The organism is Rhizobium sp. WSM4643 (assembly GCF_025152745.1).
In the GTDB taxonomy this organism is placed as follows: Bacteria; Pseudomonadota; Alphaproteobacteria; order Rhizobiales; family Rhizobiaceae; genus Rhizobium; species Rhizobium leguminosarum_I.
Genome location: NZ_CP104040.1, coordinates 1955029 through 1970096 on the forward strand (window position 1 = coordinate 1955029; position 15068 = coordinate 1970096).

The following is a 15068-nucleotide window of genomic DNA, read 5'->3' on the forward strand; positions in this document are numbered from 1 at the left end:
GAGGCGCATCAACAGGAAGGTAATGCCATGACAGGTGTCACGCTCACCAGTGCCGGTCTCGACCCGCGCCGCCGCCGGATCCTTTTCCGCTGCTGGCATCGCGGCATCCGCGAGATGGATCTGGTCTTCGGCCAATTCGCCGAAGCCGAGGTCGCCAGACTGTCGGAAGCCGAGCTCGACGAGTTCGAGACGATCATGGCGGAAGAGGACAATGATCTCGTCCGCTGGATCATGGGAACATGGCCGGTGCCTGAGCGTTTCCAGACCCCGATGTTTGCCCGCATCGCCGCCTACAAGCCCGATTTTGACAAGCCCCTCAGGACGCCGGAATGATCCCTGGTTTCGATGCGAAGAAGCTTGCGGCCATTGCCGAGCCGCTGACGATCGGCAATGTGCCGGCAGGCCTTGAAACGCTGCTGCTCGCCGAGCTCGCGCGAACGGGAGAGCCGGTCGCCTATGTCATGTCCGACGGCCACCGCATGGCCGATCTCGAACAGATGCTGGGCTTCGTCGCCCCCGACATTCCGGTTCTCACCTTGCCGGCCTGGGACTGTCTGCCATATGACCGCGTCTCGCCGAGCGCCGATACCTCGGCTCGCCGGCTGGCCGCACTCGGCGGCCTCATCGCCCATCGCAAGAAGCCGCATGCGGCAATCGTGCTCGTCACCGCCAATGCCATGCTGCAGAAGGTGGCGCCGCAGGATGTCATCGAAAGCCTGAGTTTTTCGGCCCGACCCGGTAACCAGCTGCGCATGGACGATCTCGCCGGCCGCCTGGAGCGCAACGGCTTCGAGCGCGTCGCCACCGTTCGCGAAGTCGGCGAATATGCCGTGCGCGGCGGCATTCTCGACGTCTTCGTGCCGGGTTCCGAAGAGCCGGTCCGCCTCGATTTCTTCGGCGACACGCTGGAAAGCATCCGCAGCTTCGATCCGGCCAGCCAGCGCACGATCGGGCAGGTGCGCTCCCTCGATCTCAACCCGATGAGCGAGGTGACGCTGACCCCGGATACGATCAGCCGTTTTCGCAAGAATTACCTCTCTGCTTTCGGTGCGACCACGCGTGACGACGCGCTGTATCTCGCCGTCTCCGAAGGCCGCCGTTACCCCGGCATGGAGCACTGGCTGCCGCTTTTCTACGAGAAGCTCGATACCGTCTTTGATTATTTGAGCGGCTTCCGGTTCGTCATCGATCATACGGTCCGCGAAGCAGCCGAAGAGCGCTCCAAGCTCGTTTTTGACTATTACGACGCCCGCCTGAATTCCGGCCAGCCGGTCAAGGGGATGACGCAGGGCACGCCTTACAAGCCGGTGACGCCGGGCCAGCTCTATCTCGACAGCAAGCTTTTCGTCAAAACCCTCGATGCGCTCGGCGCGATCCGCATCAGCCCCTTTAACGAGCACGAGGGCGAGGCGCGGCGGGTCGTCAACATCGACGCCCGCCAGGGCCAGCGCTGGGCTCGTTCGAATGCCGAAGGCGGCGGCGATGCCGAACGCATCAATATCTTCGACGTCGTCGTCAAGCATATTGCCGATCGCCGCGCCGCCGGCGCGAAAGTGCTCGTCACCGCCTGGACCGAAGGCTCGCTGGAACGCCTGCTGCAGGTGCTGAACGAACATGGCCTGGAAAAGGTCAAGTCGATCGAGGCGCTGAAGGATGTCGGCTCGCTGGCGAGAGGTGAGGCGGCTGCTGCCGTGCTCAGCCTCGAAGCCGGCTTCGAGGCCGGCGACCTCGTCGTCATCGGCGAGCAGGATATATTAGGCGACCGCATGGTGCGCCGCTCCAAGCGCCGCAAGCGCGCCGCCGATTTCATCTCGGAAGTCGCGGGCCTCGACGAAGGCTCGATCGTCGTCCATGCCGAACATGGTATCGGCCGCTTCATCGGGCTCAGGACCATCGAGGCCGCAGGCGCGCCGCATGCCTGCCTCGAGCTGCAGTATGCCGACGAGGCCAAGCTCTTCCTGCCGGTCGAAAACATCGATCTTCTCTCCCGTTACGGCGGCGAGGGCACCGAAGCCCAGCTCGACAAGCTCGGCGGCGGCGCCTGGCAGATGCGCAAGGCCAAGCTCAAGAAGCGCCTGCTCGATATGGCCGATGCGCTGATCCGCATCGCCGCCGAGCGCCTGACGCGCCATGCGCCGATGCTGACGACGCCGGAAGGCCTTTACGACGAATTCGCCGCCCGCTTCCCCTATGACGAGACCGAGGACCAGGAAAACGCCATCGAGGCGGTGCGCTCCGATCTCGGCGCCGGCCGGCCGATGGATCGCCTCGTCTGCGGCGACGTCGGCTTCGGCAAGACCGAAGTGGCGTTGCGCGCCGCCTTCGTCGCAGCGATGAACGGCGCCCAGGTCGCCATCGTCGTGCCGACGACGCTGCTGTCCCGCCAGCATTTCAAAACCTTTTCCGATCGTTTCCGCGGTCTGCCGGTGCGCATCCAGCAGGCCTCGCGCCTCGTCGGCGCCAAGGAACTGGCGCTGACCAAGAAGGAGGTGGCGGAAGGCAAGACCGATATCGTCGTCGGCACCCATGCGCTGCTCGGCGCCGGCATTAAATTCGCCAATCTCGGCCTGCTCGTCATCGACGAGGAGCAGCATTTCGGCGTCAAGCACAAGGAGCGGCTGAAGGAGCTGAAGAGCGACGTGCACGTGCTGACGCTGTCGGCAACGCCGATCCCGCGCACGCTGCAGCTTGCCATGACCGGCGTGCGCGAACTGTCGCTGATCACCACGCCGCCGGTCGACCGCATGGCGGTGCGCACCTTCATCTCGCCCTTCGACAGCCTGGTCATCCGCGAGACGCTGATGCGCGAGCATTATCGCGGCGGCCAGAGCTTCTATGTTTGCCCCAGGCTTGCCGACCTCGAGGATGTGCATGCCTTCCTGCAGTCGGATGTGCCGGAGCTGAAGGTCGCCGTCGCCCATGGCCAGATGCCGGCCGGCGAACTCGAAGACATCATGAACGCCTTTTATGAAGGCCGCTACGACGTGCTGTTGTCCACAACCATCGTCGAATCCGGCCTCGACGTGCCTACAGCCAACACGCTGATCGTCCACCGCGCCGACATGTTCGGCCTTGCCCAGCTCTATCAGCTGCGTGGCCGCGTCGGCCGCTCGAAGGTGCGCGCTTTCGCGCTCTTCACCCTGCCGGTCAACAAGGTGCTGACGGCCACCGCCGAACGCCGGTTGAAGGTGCTGCAGTCGCTGGATACGCTCGGTGCCGGCTTCCAGCTGGCAAGCCACGACCTCGATATCCGCGGCGCCGGCAACCTGCTCGGCGAGGAGCAGTCCGGCCACATCAAGGAGGTCGGTTTCGAGCTTTACCAGCAGATGCTGGAAGAGGCGGTCGCCGAGGTGAAGGGTGTCGACGAGATCCACGACACCGGCTGGTCGCCGCAGATCTCCGTCGGCACGACGGTAATGATCCCGGAAGGATACGTGCCCGACCTGCATCTGCGCATGGCGCTCTACCGCCGTCTCGGCGAAATCACCGAACTCAAGGAGATCGACGGCTTCGGCGCCGAGATGATCGACCGCTTCGGCCCGATGCCGATCGAAGTCCAGCATCTGCTGAAGATCGTCTACATCAAGTCGCTCTGCCGCACCGCCAATGTCGAAAAACTCGATGCCGGCCCGAAGGGTGTCGTCGTGCAGTTCCGCAACAAGGAATTCGCCAATCCGGCCAACCTCGTCGGTTATATCGGCAAACAGGGCACGATGGCGAAGATCCGTCCCGACCACAGCCTGTTCCTGACCCGAGACCTGCCGACGCCGGAAAAACGCCTGCAGGGGGCAGCGGTCATCATGACGCAACTGGCCGAACTCGCGAAATAGAGCAATTCGAGTAAAAGCGTCCGGAACTGCGTGGAAAAGGGAGATTGAGAATGGCGACATACGGCGCAACGATCGCCTGGCAGCGGAACGGCGAGACCTTCACCGACAACCGCTACAGCCGCGCCCACCGCTGGAGTTTCGATGGCGGCATCGAGGTGAGGGCGTCCTCGTCGGCGCATGTCGTCCCGCTGCCCTATTCCGCCGAGGATGCCGTCGATCCGGAAGAGGCTTTCGTCGCTTCGCTCTCCAGCTGCCACATGCTCTGGTTCCTGTCGCTCGCCGCCAAACAGCGATTCTGCGTCGACAGCTACACCGATGCCGCCGAAGGCGTGATGGAAAAGAATGCCGAGGGCCGCCTTGCCATGACCGTCGTGACGCTCCGTCCGCATGTCGTCTTCAGCGGCGAGAAGCAGCCCTCGTTAAGCGAGTTCGAAGCCCTGCACCATCGCGCCCACGACGAATGCTTCATCGCCAATTCGGTGAAGACCGAGGTGCGCTGCTTTCCGGTTCTGGGCTGAGCTGCCGCAATAATTACGCGCACCAGATTTGGCGGCTTCAATCGCCCGGCGGTTCTGACCAGCCGATCAGCTTTGCCCAGTCATTGGCGCCGTCCATGATGATGTCGAACACCGGATCCTTAATGTCGTAGTAGAAATCGACGTCGTCGGGAAACCGTTGGGCAAGCCGCTGCTTGATCAGAGCGTAGGCGTTTCCCGCTATCGGATGGGCGCGCAGGAAGTCGCGGCAAAGGAGAGAGTAGCGTTGATTGAAACGGCCTTTCTCGCGGATGTGCAAATTCGCCGGACGCCCGTTGCTGCGATAGAAGGCCTTGCGCAGTTCGCCTTCCGCCAGATCAACTCCCGGAGGGCAGTGATCGATGACGATTGGTCTGCGCTCGAAGCCTGCCTCTTCGAATGCGTCAGCATCGACGTCGGCGAGATCGTGCACCGTTAGTTGAATATCGATGATATTCTTGGCGGGAAGCCCGGGAACGGCGGTCGAGCCGATATGATGCAGATATGCCCCGGCGGGTGCTGCGCTCATGATTGCGGATTTGAGGGTCGCAAAATCCTCGACCCAGCTTTGCCGTGGCTCCTCAATTTCGATCCGCATGACCGGTAGCGTCAGTTGAGGCCGGATCGCGCCTCGGCTTTCGCCTTGGCGATATCGCGCAATGCATTCGCGAGCACATCAGGCGTCTGGGCGCCGCTGACGGCATATTGCTGGTCGAAGATGAAGAACGGCACGCCGTTGACGCCCATCTCCTGGGCCGCCTTGATCTCGGCGACGATCAGATCGCGGTCGGCATCGGAGGCAAGCAGCGAGGCGATGACCGAGCGGTCGAGGCCGGACTTTTCGGCGATATCGAGCAGCACCGCATGGTCGCCGACATTGCGGCCTTCCTCGAAATTCGCCTTGAACAGCGCGTCAACGACCTTGTCCTGCTTCTCCCGGCCTTCGATCATCGCCCAGTGGATCAGTCGATGCGCATCGAGCGTGTTCGGGCCGATCTTGATCGCCTCGAAATTAAAGGCAATGCCGACCTCGCGGCCATAATCGGTGAGCATCTTGTGAGCCTGGGCGACGCGCTCCTCACCGCCGAGCTTCTCGGCCAGCGCCTTCTTCTGGTCGACGCCTTCCTTGGGATAGTCGGGATTGAGCCGGTACGGCCGCCAGTTGATGTCAACGCCGATTTGGTCCTGCACCTCGGCGATGGCGAGCTCCAGCCGCGCCTTGCCGAGATAGCACCAGGGGCAGACGACATCCGAGACGACGTCGATGGTGATACGCTCCATGATGATTTTCCTTATTCTGTGCGTCTCCCAAGAGAGACATTCAAGCCGGGGCGGTCCGGCCGTTTCTTATTGGGCGCTCGTATCCCACCAGAGCGGCAGCTGGTAGCCATAGAGTGGCACCGTGTTGGGATGGCCGATGCGTTTGCTGCGCGCCACCCATTGCTGATCCATATGATAAAGCGGCAGCACGTAATGGCTGGACAGCAGCAGCCGGTCGTATGAGCGCACCGCTGCGGTGAAATCCTCGGCCGAGCGCGCCCGGAGCAGGTGATCGATCAACGCATCGAGGTCGGGGTCGTCAGCGCCTGCGAAACTGTCGCTGCCCTCGCGGGTCTTCGCTGCCGAAGACCAGCGGCCGAGCTGTTCGTTTCCGGGGGAAAGGGAGGACGTGTAGGACTTCATGATCATGTCGTAGTCAAAACTGTTCGTCCGGCTCTGATACTGCGAATCATCGACCGTGCGAATCGAAGCGGCGATGCCGATGGTCTGCAGCGAACGCTGGTAGGCGACGGCGAGCTTCTCCTGGTCGGCATTCTGCGTCATGATCTCGAAGGCGAGCTGGCGGCCGGAGGCATCGAGCATCTTGCCGCCCTGAATCGTATAGCCGCCCTGTTTCAGCAACTCGACGCCCTGTTTCAGCACATTGCGGTCGCGGCCGGAGCCGTCGGTGACTGGCAGCTTGTAGGTGCCGTCGAGAATCTCCGGGGCAATTTTGTCCTTGATCGGCCCGAGCAGGGCAAGCTCGGCCGCATTGGCGGGGACGCCAAAACTCGACAGCTCGGAATTCTGCCAGAAACTCTGCGTGCGCTTGTAGGCGCCGGAATAGAGGTTCTTGTTCGCCCATTCGAAATCGAACACCAGCGACAGGCCTTCGCGCACCTTGAGATCGGCAAAGATCGGTCGGCGCGTATTGAACACGAAGCCGAGCATGCCGCTCGGCAATTTCGGCGTGAACACGTCCTTGACCACGGCCCCCGAGGTGGCGGCGGGGAAATTATAGGCATTGGCCCAATGGCCGGGATTGCCATCCGGATAGATGTCGACATCGCCCTTCTTGAAGGCCTCGAACAGCGTCGTATCCTGCAGGAAATACTGGACGGTGATCTGGTCGTAATTGTCGGTGCCGACCTTGGCGGGAATGTCCTTGCCCCAGTAGTTGGGGTCGCGCTCATAGGTGATGCTCTCGCCGGGCTTCACCGTCTTCACCTTGTAGGGACCGGACCCGACCGGCGGCGTCAGCGATGAACGGTCGAAGGTTGCCGGATCGATCGCATGTTTCGGCAGCACCGGAAACAGACCGAAAATCAACGGCGTCTCGCGGTCGGCCTTGTCGTTGAAGGTGAAGCGCACGCTGTGCTCGCCGACCTTCTCCATCTTGGCGACGACGTTGAGGCGGTTGGCGAAGGGCACGCGGCCCTTGTCGCGCATCAGCTCGAAGGTGAACATCACGTCTTCCGGCGTCACCGGCTGGCCATCGGCCCATCTCGCCTTCGGATTGAGGTTGAACTGAATGAAGCTCCGATCGTCGTCCCATTCGACCGTCTCGGCAAGCAGGCCGTAGAGGGTGAAAGGCTCGTCCCTGGAGCGCTGCATCAGCGATTCGTAGACGAGATTGCCATAGTCCGGATCCCACATGCCGCGCGCCGTCGTGCGCATGCTCTTCAGGATGAACGGGTTGAGGCTGTCGAAGGTGCCGACCACGCCATAGGTGATCTTGCCACCCTTTTTGACGTCGGGATTGACGTAAGGGAAGTGCTTGTAATCAGCCGGCAGGGCAGGCTCGCCGTGCATCGCGATGCCGTGCAGCGGCTCGGCGGCGACCGTGCCGCACAGCAGCGAGAGGACGAGGGGGACGACGATACGGAGCATTCGGCAATCCTTGATCCGTGAAAACGGGGCATGATTCACGCCAAGATTATCATGGGGTCGACCGATTCCAACACGGAGCGGCGATTTCTTTGGCATCGCGACGAAATGCGCGTCAAATTGCCAAAGAAGTGCTGGATATCTTGCACGCTGCGATGTAACAGGTGAACCCGAAGTTTAGGGGTCATGCATTTGCCTTATTTTTTTAAGAGGTGGAGTGCCGAACGACCCGATGGTTGGGGCGGCAAGACGTTGCCCCGAACGGATATCAGGAGACGGAATTCGTTATGATGTTCAAGTCTGAAAAGAAAATGCGGGCAGCACTGTCCGTTCTGGCAGTGGTGTTCGGCGCTTCGGCTCCGGTCTCCTCCTTCGCACAGGATGCGGCGACACAGGCTCCGGCCGATGCCCCGGCACAGGCCGCAGGAGCGCCGAAGCTCGGCTGGTACAAGACCTGCAGCAAGCAGGAAGACAACGACATCTGTGTTGTCCAGAACCTGATCCTCGCCAATGGCGGCCAGCTCGTCACGGCCGTCGGCCTGATCTCGGTTTCCGGCAAGATCAACCGCAAGCTCCTGCAGGTCTCGGTTCCCACTGCACGCCTCGTCCCTCCCGGCGTTCTCATGCAGATCGACGGCGGCAAAGGCCAAAAGCTCGACTACGCCGTCTGCCTGCCGGACAAGTGCACCGCTGAAATCCCGCTGACCGACGCGATGATCGCCAGCCTCAAGAAGGGCAGCGACGTGATCTTCACCTCGATCAACTTCCGCCGCGCCCCGAACCCGATCAAGATTTCGCTTGAAGGCTTCACCGGTGCTTATGACGGCGAACCGGTTTCCGAATCCAAGCTCGCTGAAAGCCAGCGCAGCCTGCAGGACAGCATGCAGAAGAAGGCCGAAGAAGCCCGCAAGAAGCTGGAAGACGCGCAGAAGGCAGCTAAGGCGCAGTAATCCTGTCACCTTCTTTGAAACAGAAACCCGGCTTCACGCCGGGTTTTTTGTTGGTAGATTTCGATCTCTGCAGCTTGTGCCACCGTGGTCCGGTTCGTGCCAATGGCTGCCCCTCACCCTCTCCCCGTAAAAACGGGGAGAGGGGACGTGCCCTGCGAGAGAGATGGGAACGGAGAGGTCGCGGCATGTCCCCTTCGCCCCGCGCGCGGGGGTCCGAAGGACGGGTCGAGACCCGTGGCTCGACCCCGGTCGGCGCCGGCAGGCGGATGAGGGGCATTCCGGTCAGCAGCTTACGCCGACATGCGGGGTATCGTACCAAAAGAACAAGGCCTCGCCGGGATTGCGAGGCCTTGTTTCATGCGGTCGGTCAGCCTGACTTAGTGGGCGAAGCTCATCTTGGGTTTGAACTGCCCTGACGGGGCCTGATCGAAAATCTGGTAGATCTGCGGGTTGCGAAGCGGCGTGCCGCTTTCGTCGTTCATCAGGTTTTGCTCGGAGACATAAGCGACATATTCGCTTTCGTCATTCTCGGCAAGCAGGTGATAGAACGGCTGGTCCCTGCTCGGGCGCACCTCGGCGGGAATGGAATTCCACCATTCCTCCGTATTCGCGAACTCAGGATCAACGTCGAAGATGACGCCACGAAACGGAAAAACCTTGTGCCGAACCACTTCGCCGATACTGAACTTTGCTATTCTTTCTTTCATGGTACGACTTCCTTTCATCACCAAATTTGGTGATTGGTGCCGCGCAAATCAAGATTTTTGCGCGTGTTCGTCACATGAACGTCATATCCTCCTACTGGCGTCCATGACCCGGGGAGGTGAAAGCCCCGGCGAACCGGGGCTTTCGGTCTTCGCGGCCGATCAGGCCGAATAGTACATGTCGTATTCGACCGGATGCGGCGTCATTTCGAAACGCATCACCTCAGCCATCTTCAGCTCGATGAAGGCATCGATCTGATCGTCGTCGAAGACGCCGCCGGCCGTCAGGAACTTGCGGTCCTTGTCGAGGCTTTCAAGCGCTTCGCGCAGGCTGCCGCAGACGGTCGGGATCTTCTTCAATTCCTTCGGCGGCAGGTCGTAAAGATCCTTGTCCATGGCCTTGCCGGGATGGATCTTGTTCTTGATGCCGTCGAGGCCGGCCATCAGCATGGCGGCGAAGGCGAGATAGGGGTTGGCGGTCGGATCCGGGAAGCGGACTTCGACGCGTTTGGCCTTCGGGTTGGATCCGAACGGAATGCGGCAGGAAGCCGAGCGGTTGCGGGCCGAGTAGGCAAGCAACACAGGGGCTTCGTAACCCGGGACGAGACGCTTGTAAGAGTTCGTCGACGGATTGGTGAAGGCGTTGATCGCCTTGGCATGCTTGATGATGCCGCCGATATAAAACAGGCAGCTCTCGGAAAGGCCGGCATATTCGTCGCCGGCAAAGGTCGGCTTGCCGCCCTTCCAGATCGATTGGTGCACGTGCATGCCCGAGCCGTTGTCGCCGAAGATCGGCTTCGGCATGAAGGTCGCCGTCTTGCCGTAGGCGTTGGCCACCTGGTGGACGACATATTTGTAGATCTGCATCTTGTCGGCGTTGCGCACCAGCGTATCGAACTTGATACCGAGTTCGTGCTGGGCGGCGGCGACTTCATGGTGATGCTTTTCGACGACGACGCCCATCTCGGAGAGCACAGTCAGCATTTCCGAACGCATGTCCTGGGCGCTGTCGACGGGGGGAACCGGGAAATAACCGCCCTTGATGCGCGGGCGATGGCCGAGGTTGCCGGTCTCGTAATCGGTGTCGTCGTTCGACGGCAGTTCGGTTGAATCGAGCTTGAAGCCGGTATTGTAAGGATCGGCCTTGTACTTGACGTCGTCGAAGACGAAGAATTCGGCTTCCGGGCCGACAAAAACCGTATCGCCGATGCCGGATGCCTTGAGGTAGGCTTCGGCCTTCTTGGCGGTGCCGCGCGGATCGCGGTTATAGGCCTCGCCGGAGACCGGATCGAGGATGTCGCAGACGATGACCATGGTCGACTGGGCGAAGAAAGGGTCCATATGCACCGTTTCGGTGTCGGGCATCAGCACCATGTCGGACTCGTTGATGGCCTTCCAGCCGCCGATCGAGGAGCCGTCGAACATCACGCCGTCAGCGAACATGTCTTCATCGACGCAGACGACGTCCATCGTCACATGCTGCAGCTTGCCCTTCGGGTCGGTGAAACGCAGATCGACGAACTTAACGTCGTTCTCCTTGATCTGCTTCAGAATTTCGCTTGCGGTCGCCATTAAGTAGTTTCCTCCGATTTGCGATGACGGTGTGGCTCGGCGATGACGGTAACGGACTTTGCGCGATTGGCAAAGTGGTCAGATGGCATCAATGCCGGTCTCGCCGGTGCGGATGCGGATAACCTCTTCGACGTTGGAAACGAAGATCTTTCCGTCGCCGATGCGGCCGGTCTGCGCCGCCTTGCGGATCGCTTCGATGACAGCTTCCGCGTTCTCGTCGGCCAGTACAACCTCGACTTTTACCTTCGGCAGGAAATCGACGACGTACTCGGCTCCGCGGTAGAGTTCCGTGTGGCCCTTCTGACGGCCGAAACCCTTGGCTTCCGTGACCGTGATACCCTGCAGGCCAACTTCCTGAAGGGCTTCCTTCACTTCGTCCAGCTTGAAAGGCTTAATGATCGCTTCGATCTTTTTCATGAGAAAATGTCTCTCCGCTTCTCCTGTTATGGCAGGAATTTTCCCGCTCGCCGAATATGATGCAGATATCGTGCCAGTTTGAAATCCATCTTATCGAAAAAAGACGTCGATTCTGTCAAAACCGGCGCGTTTGCGGGGAATTCTATGTGGTTTTGGTGGCAGAACGGATGAAAAAACATTGTCTCCGATCAAAATCACATCCGAAACGGAAAAAGTCAGGTATTTTCGCAACTGCGAATACACCTCTCGAGATGATGAAAAGATAGGCAAATGCTTAAATGTCGGTCTTCTCTTTGGTATTTCAGGCGGTTGTTTTTTAGGCGTTTTTTGATTGAATAGGGTGATGATCAAAAACCTGTCCGACCTTCTTCTCACGCCGGCCGAAATGGCCGCCGTCGATACGGCCGCAGCCGCATCCGGCATCGATTCCTTCGCCCTGATGGAAAGGGCAGGCGCCGCGGTTGCCGCCGCGGCTCTGTGCCTTCATCCCGGAGCGCTGCGCTTCGTCGCGCTTTGCGGGCCCGGCAACAATGGCGGCGACGCCTATGTCGCAGCACGTCATCTGCAGCAGAGCGGGGCGAGGGTGGCGCTCTTCCACCTCGGTGATCCCGTGAGGCTGAAGGGCGACGCCGCCCGCGCCCGCAGGAGCTGCGCATTGGAGGGACAAGGACTCGACCTCTATCGGCCCGAAACCGGCGACGTCGTCATCGATGGCCTGTTCGGGGCGGGGCTTGGTCGCGCGGTGTCGGCCGATGTGCGCGCGCTGATCGGCCGCGTCACGCAGGCCGCTATTCCCGTGCTCGCCATCGATCTGCCCTCCGGCCTCGATGGCCGCACCGGCAAGGTGCTGGGTGCTGCCTTCCGGGCCTGCAACACCATCACCTTCATGACCCGCAAGCCCGGCCATCTGCTGATGCCGGGCAGGGAGCTTTGCGGTGAATTGGAGGTCTTCGACATCGGTATCCCCGCTCGTATCGTCAGGGCTGAAGCGGGGGGTGCCATCGCCGAGAACACGCCGGATGCCTGGAAGCGCGTGTTGCCGGCCGAGCAGTTGGAAACCCACAAATACAAGCGCGGTCATCTGGTCGTCTTCTCAGGCGAGGCCGACAAGACGGGTGCCGCGCGCATGTCGGCGATCTCGGGTCTGAAGGCCGGCGCCGGCCTGGTGACGATCGCCGCCCCCCGCGCGGCGATGGCCGCCAATGCGGCGCATCTCACCGCCGTCATGCTGCATGCCATCGACGACGAGGCCGACCTCGGCGACTGGCTCTCCGACAAGCGGCTGCAGACCTTCGTCCTCGGCCCCGGTTTCGGCATCGGCGCCAGGGCGCGCGGCTTCGTCTCGGCCCTTGCCGATCGCCATCTGGTGCTTGATGCCGACGGCATCTCTTCGTTCAAGGACGATCCGCAACAGCTGTTTGATCTTTTCGAGGGTGAGCCGCGGCTGGTGCTGACGCCGCACGAAGGCGAATTCGCGCGGCTCTTTCCCGATATCGGCGGCGACGAAGCGCTCGGCAAGGTGGACAAGGCCTTGGCCGCTGCCCGCCGCGCCAATGCCGCGATTATCTACAAAGGCGCCGATACCGTCATCGCCGCGCCAGACGGCCGTGCGCTCATCAACACCAACGCTCCCGTCTGGCTTGCCACCGCCGGTTCCGGCGACGTACTTGCCGGCATCATCGGCGGATTGCTCGCCCAGGGCCTGCCGGCCTTCGAGGCCGCGGCTGCCGGCGTCTGGCTGCATGGAGAGGCAGGTCAACGCGCCGGCAAAGGGCTGACGGCAGAGGAGCTTGCTGCCGAAGTATTGCCGTTTTAAAGCGTCGCTGCGCGTCCTTTGGGAGGGCGGATGCCGCCATCCGGCGGCGGATCTGCCCGCTGCTGGTCTTCTGCACCTTGAACGCAGAATCTGGACCGTCATCCGACATGTCTGACTGTGGCGCAGTCTGAAGGCCGGCTGAATGACGGCCATTGTCGTCGCGCTCCTTGCATGGCATCTTCCGGCCGGGATTCCGCGTCTCGTTGACGGGCTTTCCATTTTTTTGCGTAAGTCTGTCTTTCGACGGAGGCTCGAATGAGTATTGGCCTGATCGCCCTACTTGATGATATCGCGGCATTGGCCAAGGTGGCTGCGGCGTCGCTCGACGATATTGCCGGCCAGGCTGCCAAGGCGGGCGCGAAAGCGGCTGGCGTCGTCATTGATGATGCGGCCGTCACACCCCGCTACGTCACCGGATTTTCGGCAGCACGCGAATTGCCGATCATCGGCAAGATCACGCTCGGCTCGCTGAAGAACAAGCTTCTGATCCTGCTTCCGGCAGCACTGATCCTGAGCCTTGTCGCACCGCAGGCGATCACGCCGCTGCTGATGATTGGCGGGCTTTATCTCTGCTACGAGGGTGTGGAAAAAGTCTACGAACTGGTGCTGCCGCATGCAGCCCATGCCCATGAATCGGCACTCGAGACGACAAGCCTCGATGCCAAATCGCTAGAAGACGAGAAGGTTGCTGGCGCAATCAAGACGGATTTCATCCTGTCGGCCGAAATCATGGCGATTACGCTCGCCGCGGTGCCCTCAGGCAGCATGTTCACGCAAGCCGTCATCCTTGCCGTTGTTGGACTGGGTATCACGATCATGGTCTATGGCGGCGTGGCGCTTATCGTGAAAGCCGATGATCTGGGTCTGATGCTGGCGCGTGTGCGGACGGCATCTCCGATGGGTGCCGCCTTGCGTTCGATCGGGGAGGGGCTTGTCACAGGCATGCCTTATTTTCTGAAAGTGCTCGGCATCGTCGGAACGGCCGCCATGATCTGGGTCGGCGGCGGCATCATCGTTCATGGCCTCGAAGCCTATGGCATCAGTGGCCTTGCGCATCTGATCCACGAGGCCGGCGAGGCGACTGCGCATGCGGTTCCCGTTCTGGCATCGGTGCTGCGCTGGGTCGTCGAGGCCGCAGGCGCGGGTATCGTCGGTAGCGTCGCCGGCTTGATCGCAATTCCGGTCACAGGCTACGCCGTCTCGCCGATATGGCGGTACCTCAAATCGCTCCTGCCGCGCCGGCGGAAAGAGGCGCTGGCGAACGGGAAGAAATGAAGCTTGCGGCTATCGGCGGGCAAGCCCTGCTTATTTCGCCAGCGCCTGCTGCAGGGCGATTGCTCCATGTGGCGCATTGACCTTGCCCTCATGGATCATGAAGGCGAAGACGTCGCGCGGCTCGACCTTCACCTCGCGATCTCTATCGATCAGCGGCAGGTCATCAGGAATCTTGCCCTCGGCCCAGGTCTCCAGCCGGTCTGCCCAGGCCTTCAGGTCCTTTTCCGGATAGCAGGTCGGGATATCGTCCGATCCCTTCTGCAGCCTGGCATAGACGAAATCGGCCGTGACGTCGGCGATCATCGGATATTCGAAATGTTCGGCGCAAACAGGCGCCACGCCGTATTTCGCCAGCAGCGCGACGAACTCCGGCACCTTGAAGGAATCGTGCCGCACCTCGACCACGTGGCGGAGCGTCAGCCCGTCCTGTTTTGCCGGCAGCAGCTTCAGGAAGGCTTCGAAATCGTCTGCATCGAACCTCTTCGTCGGCGCGAACTGCCAGAGCAGCGGCCCGAGATGATCGCCGAGTTCGCTGATGCCCGATGACAGAAACCGCTCCATCGATTCACCGGCTTCGGCAAGCACCCGCCGATTGGTGACGAAACGTGTCGCCTTCAGCGAAAAGATGAAACCGTCGGGCACGTCAGCCGCCCATTTGGCAAAGACCGCGGGCTTCTGCGTGCTGTAATAGGTGCCGTTGACCTCGATAACCTTCAGCTGGCGGCTGGCATAATTCAGCTCGTCCTTCTGCTTCAGGCTCTCGGGAAAGAAATGCCCGCGCCAGGGCTCGAAGGTCCAGCCGCCGATGCCGGTGCGGATAGTGCCGGATTTCGTCATGTCGT

At 61.3% G+C, this 15068-nt stretch carries 13 protein-coding genes; 6 read left to right on the forward strand and 7 right to left on the reverse strand.

Going from position 1 to position 15068, the window contains the following annotated elements; translation table 11 throughout:
• Positions 1–27: 27 nt before the first annotated feature.
• Genes N1937_RS09935 through N1937_RS09945 form a run of 3 tightly spaced genes read left to right on the forward strand, consistent with a single transcriptional unit; the run spans position 28 to position 4348 of the window.
• Positions 28–333: an FAD assembly factor SdhE gene (locus tag N1937_RS09935; RefSeq protein ID WP_012757428.1), complete on the forward strand. Its 306-nt coding sequence runs from the start codon at positions 28–30 to the stop codon at positions 331–333.
• On the forward strand, positions 330–3830 hold the full coding sequence (gene mfd / locus N1937_RS09940) for a transcription-repair coupling factor (RefSeq protein WP_260058509.1): 3501 nt from the start codon (positions 330–332) through the stop codon (positions 3828–3830). The genes N1937_RS09935 and mfd overlap by 4 nt, the downstream gene beginning before the upstream one ends.
• Positions 3831–3880: 50 nt before the next feature.
• Positions 3881–4348, forward strand: coding sequence for an OsmC family protein (locus tag N1937_RS09945; protein ID WP_222291066.1), 468 nt, complete (start codon positions 3881–3883; stop codon positions 4346–4348).
• Between the two features lie 37 nt (positions 4349–4385).
• Here the strand turns inward: N1937_RS09945 and N1937_RS09950 are convergent, their stop codons facing one another.
• The 3 genes from N1937_RS09950 to N1937_RS09960 all read right to left on the reverse strand — a co-directional run bounded on the left by N1937_RS09950 (position 4386) and on the right by N1937_RS09960 (position 7495).
• Positions 4386–4943 (reverse strand): GrpB family protein, encoded by a 558-nt coding sequence (locus tag N1937_RS09950; RefSeq protein ID WP_260058511.1) that lies wholly within the window; start codon positions 4941–4943, stop codon positions 4386–4388.
• An 11-nt stretch (positions 4944–4954) separates the two neighbouring features.
• Positions 4955–5626: a DsbA family oxidoreductase gene (locus N1937_RS09955; protein WP_260058513.1), complete on the reverse strand. Its 672-nt coding sequence runs from the start codon at positions 5624–5626 to the stop codon at positions 4955–4957.
• Between the two features lie 66 nt (positions 5627–5692).
• Positions 5693–7495, reverse strand: a complete 1803-nt coding sequence (locus N1937_RS09960; RefSeq protein WP_170282149.1) for an extracellular solute-binding protein — start codon at positions 7493–7495, stop codon at positions 5693–5695.
• Positions 7496–7779: 284 nt separating this feature from the next.
• On the opposite strand from N1937_RS09960, the gene N1937_RS09965 reads away from it, so the two are divergent.
• The gene (locus N1937_RS09965; protein WP_017964275.1) at positions 7780–8442 is read left to right on the forward strand and encodes an invasion associated locus B family protein; all 663 of its coding nucleotides are present in this window, start codon (positions 7780–7782) and stop codon (positions 8440–8442) included.
• 377 nt (positions 8443–8819) lie between these two features.
• On the opposite strand, the gene hspQ is transcribed toward N1937_RS09965, so the two are convergent.
• The 3 genes from hspQ to N1937_RS09980 form a co-directional block, all read right to left on the reverse strand.
• Positions 8820–9149: a heat shock protein HspQ gene (hspQ, locus tag N1937_RS09970; RefSeq protein WP_003559363.1), complete on the reverse strand. Its 330-nt coding sequence runs from the start codon at positions 9147–9149 to the stop codon at positions 8820–8822.
• Positions 9150–9308: 159 nt separating this feature from the next.
• Positions 9309–10718, reverse strand: a complete 1410-nt coding sequence (glnA, locus tag N1937_RS09975; RefSeq protein WP_017964276.1) for a type I glutamate--ammonia ligase — start codon at positions 10716–10718, stop codon at positions 9309–9311.
• Positions 10719–10796: 78 nt separating this feature from the next.
• The gene (locus N1937_RS09980) at positions 10797–11135 is read right to left on the reverse strand and encodes a P-II family nitrogen regulator (protein WP_015339877.1); all 339 of its coding nucleotides are present in this window, start codon (positions 11133–11135) and stop codon (positions 10797–10799) included.
• Between the two features lie 343 nt (positions 11136–11478).
• Between N1937_RS09980 and N1937_RS09985 the strand changes: the two genes are divergently transcribed.
• Together N1937_RS09985 and N1937_RS09990 are read left to right on the forward strand one after the other, a co-directional pair.
• Positions 11479–12951, forward strand: a complete 1473-nt coding sequence (locus tag N1937_RS09985; RefSeq protein ID WP_260058526.1) for an NAD(P)H-hydrate dehydratase — start codon at positions 11479–11481, stop codon at positions 12949–12951.
• A 255-nt stretch (positions 12952–13206) separates the two neighbouring features.
• The gene (locus N1937_RS09990) at positions 13207–14226 is read left to right on the forward strand and encodes a DUF808 domain-containing protein (RefSeq protein ID WP_260058527.1); all 1020 of its coding nucleotides are present in this window, start codon (positions 13207–13209) and stop codon (positions 14224–14226) included.
• Between the two features lie 30 nt (positions 14227–14256).
• Here N1937_RS09990 and N1937_RS09995 read toward each other — a convergent pair whose 3' ends face one another.
• Positions 14257–15063, reverse strand: coding sequence for a DUF72 domain-containing protein (locus N1937_RS09995; RefSeq protein ID WP_162119250.1), 807 nt, complete (start codon positions 15061–15063; stop codon positions 14257–14259).
• Positions 15064–15068: the final 5 nt, after the last annotated feature.

What these genes read in the sequence shown, in the direction of transcription:
- N1937_RS09935 (WP_012757428.1), top strand. Translation starts at nt 28, where the DNA reads ATGACAGGTGTCACGCTCACCAGTGCCGGTCTCGACCCGCGCCGCCGC.
- mfd (WP_260058509.1), top strand. Translation starts at nt 330, where the DNA reads ATGATCCCTGGTTTCGATGCGAAGAAGCTTGCGGCCATTGCCGAGCCG.
- N1937_RS09945 (WP_222291066.1), top strand. Translation starts at nt 3,881, where the DNA reads ATGGCGACATACGGCGCAACGATCGCCTGGCAGCGGAACGGCGAGACC.
- N1937_RS09950 (WP_260058511.1), bottom strand. Translation starts at nt 4,943, where the DNA reads ATGCGGATCGAAATTGAGGAGCCACGGCAAAGCTGGGTCGAGGATTTT.
- N1937_RS09955 (WP_260058513.1), bottom strand. Translation starts at nt 5,626, where the DNA reads ATGGAGCGTATCACCATCGACGTCGTCTCGGATGTCGTCTGCCCCTGG.
- N1937_RS09960 (WP_170282149.1), bottom strand. Translation starts at nt 7,495, where the DNA reads ATGCTCCGTATCGTCGTCCCCCTCGTCCTCTCGCTGCTGTGCGGCACG.
- N1937_RS09965 (WP_017964275.1), top strand. Translation starts at nt 7,780, where the DNA reads ATGATGTTCAAGTCTGAAAAGAAAATGCGGGCAGCACTGTCCGTTCTG.
- hspQ (WP_003559363.1), bottom strand. Translation starts at nt 9,149, where the DNA reads ATGAAAGAAAGAATAGCAAAGTTCAGTATCGGCGAAGTGGTTCGGCAC.
- glnA (WP_017964276.1), bottom strand. Translation starts at nt 10,718, where the DNA reads ATGGCGACCGCAAGCGAAATTCTGAAGCAGATCAAGGAGAACGACGTT.
- N1937_RS09980 (WP_015339877.1), bottom strand. Translation starts at nt 11,135, where the DNA reads ATGAAAAAGATCGAAGCGATCATTAAGCCTTTCAAGCTGGACGAAGTG.
- N1937_RS09985 (WP_260058526.1), top strand. Translation starts at nt 11,479, where the DNA reads ATGATCAAAAACCTGTCCGACCTTCTTCTCACGCCGGCCGAAATGGCC.
- N1937_RS09990 (WP_260058527.1), top strand. Translation starts at nt 13,207, where the DNA reads ATGAGTATTGGCCTGATCGCCCTACTTGATGATATCGCGGCATTGGCC.
- N1937_RS09995 (WP_162119250.1), bottom strand. Translation starts at nt 15,063, where the DNA reads ATGACGAAATCCGGCACTATCCGCACCGGCATCGGCGGCTGGACCTTC.